5 protein-coding genes are annotated in these 6179 nt (G+C 71.5%); 2 read left to right on the forward strand and 3 right to left on the reverse strand.

The annotated features are described in order from the left end of the window. Nucleotides 1–212 (reverse strand): hypothetical protein (locus CCN51_RS34865; protein ID WP_143675980.1); only part of this gene is annotated, 212 nt, incomplete at its 3' end. A gap of 190 nt (nucleotides 213–402) precedes the next feature. On the opposite strand from CCN51_RS34865, the gene CCN51_RS34870 reads away from it, so the two are divergent. Both CCN51_RS34870 and CCN51_RS34875 read left to right on the forward strand, forming a co-directional pair. Next, nucleotides 403–2436: an acetoacetate--CoA ligase gene (locus CCN51_RS34870; RefSeq protein WP_014174589.1), complete on the forward strand. Its 2034-nt coding sequence runs from the start codon at nucleotides 403–405 to the stop codon at nucleotides 2434–2436. 77 nt (nucleotides 2437–2513) lie between these two features. Beyond that, nucleotides 2514–3485: a hypothetical protein gene (locus tag CCN51_RS34875; RefSeq protein ID WP_014174588.1), complete on the forward strand. Its 972-nt coding sequence runs from the start codon at nucleotides 2514–2516 to the stop codon at nucleotides 3483–3485. Nucleotides 3486–3571: 86 nt separating this feature from the next. Here the strand turns inward: CCN51_RS34875 and ptsP are convergent, their stop codons facing one another. Beyond that, entirely contained in the window at nucleotides 3572–5242 is a 1671-nt protein-coding gene (ptsP, locus tag CCN51_RS34880) for a phosphoenolpyruvate--protein phosphotransferase (RefSeq protein WP_014174587.1), read from the reverse strand. A gap of 97 nt (nucleotides 5243–5339) precedes the next feature. Next, entirely contained in the window at nucleotides 5340–5789 is a 450-nt protein-coding gene (locus tag CCN51_RS34885) for a PTS sugar transporter subunit IIA (RefSeq protein WP_014174586.1), read from the reverse strand. Between the last annotated feature and the right edge of the window lie 390 nt (nucleotides 5790–6179).

Genomic DNA, 6179 nt, shown 5'->3' on the forward strand with positions numbered 1-6179 from the left:
ACCCGCAGCGAGGAGCGCGCGAACCGCACCACCCCACCCCCCGGCTCCGGGTCCGCGCCCCGCACCAGGCCCGGCACCCGCGCGCGCTCCGGTCCGCGCCGTGGCAGCCCGACCGCGTCGGAACGCCGACGCCGCCATGCCGAGCGCAGCGACCTGAGCCCCTGCGCCGTACTGACCACCTTCACCGACCGCACCAGGTCACGCGCATCCATGATGATCACCTTGCCACTGACAACACCCCGGGCGTGCGGCTGTTCAACTGCCGTTCACCCGTGGTCCCCACACATCCCCACGGCCCTCTCTATGGAGTGGCGGCCCTGGTGTACAAGTCGATCACATGGCATCGTCCTGAACGGACACACCACGCGCAGCCGCGCACCGCCGGGAGCCGGGAGCCGACAGATGACCACCGCAGCGCACCCAGACCACCTGCCGCGACCCCTGTGGCAGCCGGGCCCCGAGCGGATCGCCCGCGCCCAGCTCACCCGCTTCCACACCTGGGCGGCCGAGCGGCACGGCGCCCCAGCCCCCGACCCCGCCGACCCGGCGGCGAGCTACGCGGCGCTGCACCGCTGGTCCGTGACGGAGCTGGCGCGCTTCTGGCAGGCGGTCGCCGAGTGGTTCGAGGTGCGCTTCGCCACCCCGTACGACACCGTGCTCGCCGACGCAGCCATGCCCGGCGCCCAGTGGTTCCCCGGCGCCACCCTCAACTACGCGGAACACGCACTGCGCGCCGCCGAGGACCCCGCCCGCGCCGCCGAACCCGCGCTGCTCCACGTCGATGAGAGCCACGAGCCGCGGCCCGTCGGCTGGGCCGAGCTGCGCGGCCAGGTCGGCGCGGTCGCCGCCGAGCTGCGCCGGCTGGGCGTACGCCCCGGAGACCGGGTCAGCGGCTACCTCCCCAACATCCCGCAGGCGGTCGTCGCGCTCCTGGCCACCGCCGCCGTCGGCGCCGTATGGACCTCCTGCGCCCCCGACTTCGGCGCGCGCAGCGTCCTGGACCGCTTCCAGCAGGTCGAGCCGGTGGTCCTGTTCACCGTGGACGGCTACCGCTACGGCGGCAAGGAGCACGACCGCACCGAGACCGTCGCCGAGCTGCGCCGCGAACTGCCCACCCTGCGCGCCGTCGTCCACATCCCGCTGCTGGGCACCCCCGCCCCCGAGGGCGCGCTGGAGTGGGATGCCGTGGTGCGCGAAGCGAGGGAACCGGTCTTCGAGCAGGTGCCGTTCGACCACCCGCTGTGGGTGCTCTACTCCTCGGGCACCACCGGACTGCCCAAGGCGATCGTCCAGTCCCAGGGCGGCATCCTGATCGAACACCTCAAACAGCTCGGCCTGCACTGCGACCTGGGACCCGGCGACCGGTTCTTCTGGTACACCTCCACCGGCTGGATGATGTGGAACTTCCTGGTGTCGGGCCTGCTGGCGGGCGCCACCGTCGTCCTCTACGACGGCAGCCCCGGCTACCCGGACACCGCCGCCCAGTGGCGGATCGCCGAACGCACCGGGACCACGCTCTACGGCACCTCGGCGGCCTACGTCATGGCCTGCCGCAAGGCCGGGGTCCACCCGGCCCGCGACTTCGACCTCTCGCGCGTGGCCTGCGTGGCCACCACCGGCTCCCCACTCCCGCCGGACGGCTTCCGCTGGATCCACGACGAGTTCGCCGCCAGTAGTACGGGCGACATGTGGATCGCCTCGGTCAGCGGCGGCACGGACGTGTGCAGCTGCTTCGCGGGCGCCGCCCCCACCCTCCCGGTCCACATCGGGGAGCTTCAGGCCCCCGGGCTCGGCACGGACCTGCAGGCCTGGAACCCGAGCGGCGAGCCCGTGCTCGACGAGGTCGGCGAGCTGGTCGTCGCCCAACCCATGCCGTCCATGCCGGTCCGCTTCTGGAACGACCCGGACGGCAGCCGCTACCGCGACAGCTACTTCGACATGTTCCCCGGGGTCTGGCGGCACGGCGACTGGATCACCCTCACCTCACGCGGCACGGTCGTCATCCACGGCCGCTCCGACTCCACGCTCAACCGGCAGGGCGTACGGATGGGCTCCGCGGACATCTACGAGGCCGTCGAACGCCTCCCCGAGATCCGCGAATCCCTCGTCATCGGCGTCGAACAGCCCGACGGCGGCTACTGGATGCCGCTGTTCGTCCACCTCACCCCGGGCGCCACCCTCGACCAGGGGCTGTGCGACCGCATCAAGCGCACCATCCGTGAACAGCTCTCCCCGCGCCATGTGCCCGACGAGATCATCGAGGTGCCCGGCGTGCCGCACACCCTCACCGGCAAGCGGATCGAGGTGCCGGTCAAACGCCTGCTCCAGGGCACCGCCCTGGACAAGGCCGTCAACCCGGGCTCGGTCGACAACGTGGAGCTGCTGCGCTTCTACGAGCGCCTGGCGCGCGAGAGGCCGACCGAGGCGGACGCCTGACCACCGCGGCGACGGCGCGTTGTCAGTGCCCCCGGTTACGGTGAGTGAGCACTGATCGACCGTGCTGAGGGGGAGTCATGGCGCACACCACACAACACACCACACCGGGCGGCACACAAGGCGGCACACACCGGAGGGAGCGCACCGCGCGGCGCGCGCTGCGCAGAGAGGCGCCCAGCACCGTGGCGCTGCTGGCCGACGAGGAGGACTTCGCGGCCATGCGGCAATACGCGTCGTTCGCCTTCGACGACCACACCGCGTATCTGCGGCAGACGGAGGGGCTGCTGCGGATGCTCGCATCGCAGGGCGTGCACACGTCCATCGCGCTGTTCGACCCGGTCGAGTACGAGGAGTTCTGCGCGGACTCAGGCATCGACCCCGACACCTCCGCCGCCCGCACCCGCTATACGGCCGAAGTCGCCGCCGCGGGCCCGGCCGTGACGTACGAGGGCCAGCCGCTCGACCAGCTTCTCAAGCGGCTCATCGGCGCCGCCGAGCAGCAGGCCACCTGGGAGTACGCCACGGCCCTGCTGTCCCGCGCGGGCGGCTGCGGCTGCTCGGACGACCCGGGCCACGCCGCGTTCCGCCGCGCCCAGACCGCGCTGCGGCGACTGCTCACGGCGGCCGGGCCCGGCAGTCACCACGTGGTGTGCAGCGTCATGGCGAGCAGCGTCCCGCTCGTGGCGGTGGTGCATACGGAAGCGACGGGGGAGCGGCCGGCGGACCTCGACGGCACCGAGGCCCTGATCTTCAGCACCGTGCTGGCCTGCGGAATCGCCACGGACAGCCCTGGCGGCATCGTGCTGCGCACCAGCGCGCCCGGATCCCCGGACACGGTCCGCGGCTGGTCGCTGCACCAGGGCTGGCTGCGGCCGTTGAGCGAGGCGGAGGTCTTCAGCGCGTACTGCACGGACGCGGACACCGGCGAGCCGGTCCCGCCCGAGCACGGCGTCGAGTACCGGCCGGGCATCCCACTGCCCGCCCCGGACGCACCGGATGCACCGGATGCCCCGGATGCCCCGGAGACCACTGACCTGGAAGGGGAATGACCCACCCGGCACAGACACAGGGGGCGCCCCACCGCACACATCGCGGCGGGACGCCCCTTGAGGACGGGCCTTACAACATCAACGGCTCACTCGCCGGACAGCACCGCCTGCGCGGCGACGCGCGCGTCCTCGGCGGTGTCCGCCGCGCGGGCCGCGGCGGCCGCACGCTCGCACTGGGCAAGCGTGTGCTTGGCCAGCGTGGCGCGCACATACGGAATCGCCGCGGAGCCCATCGACAGGCTGGTGACGCCCAGACCGGTCAGCACGCATGCGAGCAGCGGATCCGACGCGGCCTCGCCGCATACCCCGCAGCTCTTGCCCTCGGCCTGCGCGGCATCGGCCGAAGCGGCCACCAGATCGAGCAGCGCCGGCTGCCACGGGTCCTGGAACCGCGACACCGCGCCGACCTGGCGGTCCGCGGCGAAGGTGTACTGCGCCAGGTCATTGGTGCCCAGCGACAGGAACTCCACCTCCTGGAGGATCGAGCGCGCCCGCAGCGCGGCGGACGGAATCTCCACCATCGCACCGAACTTGGCCCGCAGCCCCGCCTCCCGGCACGCGTCGGCAAAAGCCTTGGCGTCGGTCCGGTCGGCCACCATCGGGGCCATGACCTCCAGATAGACGGGCAGCCCCGCCGCGGCCTTGGCCAGCGCCGTCAGCTGTGTCCGCAGCACATCCGGGTGGTCCAGCAGGGTCCGCAGGCCGCGCACGCCCAGCGCCGGGTTGGGCTCGTCGGCCGGGGTGAGGAAGTCCAGCGGCTTGTCGGCGCCCGCGTCCAGGACCCGCACCACGACCCGGCCCTCGGGGAAGGCCTCCAGCACCTGGCGGTACGCCTCGATCTGCTTGTCCTCCGACGGCGCCTTGGTGCTGTCGTCGAGGAACAGGAACTCCGTGCGGAACAGCCCCACACCCTCGGCACCGGCCTCCACGGCCGCCGCGACATCAGCCGGGCCGCCGATATTCGCCAGCAGCGGCACCTTGTGCCCGTCCGAGGTCGCACCCGGCCCGGAGGACGAGGCCAGTGCGGCCTTTCGCTCCTCCGCGGCCAGGGCCAGCTCGGCCTGCTTCTCCGCGGTCGGCGACACGAAGATCTCTCCCGTGCTGCCGTCGACGGCGATCAGGGTCCCCTCGACCAGCTCACCGGCGCCCGGCAGAGCCACCACCGCGGGCACACCCAAGGCGCGCGCGAGAATCGCGCTGTGACTGGTCGGCCCGCCCTCTTCGGTGACGAACCCGAGCACCAGGGTGGGGTCGAGCAGCGCCGTGTCGGCGGGGGCCAGGTCCCGCGCGATCAGTACGTACGGCTGGTCGCTGTCGGGCACACCGGGCATCGGCACCCCCAGCAGCCGGGCCACGATCCGGTTCCGCACATCGTCCAGGTCGGCCACCCGCCCGGCCAGGTACTCCCCGGCCCCGGCCAGCAGCGCCCGGTACGCGGCGAAGGCGTCGTACACCGCGCGCTCGGCGGTGCTGCCCACGGCGATACGCCGCTCGACATCGGCCATCAGCTCCGGGTCCTGCGCCATCATGGCCTGCGCCTCGAGCACGGCCTGCGCCTCGCCGCCCGCCAGGTTGCCGCGCGCCATCAGATCGGCCGCCACAGCCTCGACGGCCTGCCGGGCACGCCCCTGCTCGCGCGGCGCCTCCTCCGACGGAATCTGCTTCGCCGGCGGCTCCAGGACCGCGGTCCCCATGTGCCGCACCTCGCCGATCGCCACACCGTGGCTCACGCCGACGCCTCGCAGCGTTGTCTCCATCACACCCGTCTCCGGTTCGATGCGACGGGATAACCCGCCGCGGTGGTTGTCTACTCGCCGTAACGGCCGATCAGACCGGCTCCGACCGGCACTGAGCTCATGTCCAGCTGAAAAGAGTGTCGCCGGACTTCACATCCACATCCGCACTGACGTCCACCAGCGATTCGGCGGTGGCCTCAAGCGCCACGACCGGGCAGACCGGCGACTTCCCGGCGGCCACCACGGCCGCGGGGTCCCAGCGCACCACGGGGTCCCCGCGGCGCACGGTGTCGCCCTTGTTGATCAGTACCTCGAATCCCTCGCCACCCAGCTGAACAGTGTCGATACCGAGGTGAGTGAGCACACCGTGCCCCTCCCCGTCGACAACGACGAACGCATGGGGATGCAGCGAGACGACGATGCCATCGACCGGCGCCACCGCCACGGTGGGCTCGAGTACAGGGTCGATCGCGGTGCCGGGACCGACCATCGCCCCGGAGAACACAGGATCAGGTACGGCCGCGAGTCCGATCACACGCCCGGCGAGCGGGGAGGTCACGGTGGTCATAAGGAAGCCTCCCAGGGGTGGAGAACTCGTCACACATGGTCACCGCCCGTCCCGGGCAGCGCACTGCCCAGAAGCGTAAGTCATAGGAACTTCGGATTCCGCACAAGCTGTGCAGGCCGAAGGGCACCCATGGGGCACCGAATCGATTTGCCACGGCTGCACGAGGGTTGTACTGTCGTACCCCTGCCCCGGATGAAGCGCCGCAGTCCACTGCGGGAACATCCAGGTCTGGGCAGCACCATCAGTCATCTGACGACAGATCTTCGGATCAGCTTTCGCATGTCTGCGAAAAGCATGGATTCGGAGAAAAGAAATCGGTCTGATAGTGTTTGAAACATCGAAGGGAAGCGCCCGGAGAAACCGGTGAAGCGGTTTCGAAGGAAGCGTCCG

Source organism: Streptomyces milbemycinicus (genome assembly GCF_002154605.1).
Classification (GTDB): domain Bacteria; phylum Actinomycetota; class Actinomycetes; order Streptomycetales; family Streptomycetaceae; genus Streptomyces; species Streptomyces milbemycinicus.

Bases quoted from the DNA above. Each gene is read 5' to 3' on its own strand.
- CCN51_RS34870 (WP_014174589.1), top strand. From the start codon at position 403: ATGACCACCGCAGCGCACCCAGACCACCTGCCGCGACCCCTGTGGCAG.
- CCN51_RS34875 (WP_014174588.1), top strand. From the start codon at position 2,514: ATGGCGCACACCACACAACACACCACACCGGGCGGCACACAAGGCGGC.
- ptsP (WP_014174587.1), bottom strand. From the start codon at position 5,242: ATGGAGACAACGCTGCGAGGCGTCGGCGTGAGCCACGGTGTGGCGATC.
- CCN51_RS34885 (WP_014174586.1), bottom strand. From the start codon at position 5,789: ATGACCACCGTGACCTCCCCGCTCGCCGGGCGTGTGATCGGACTCGCG.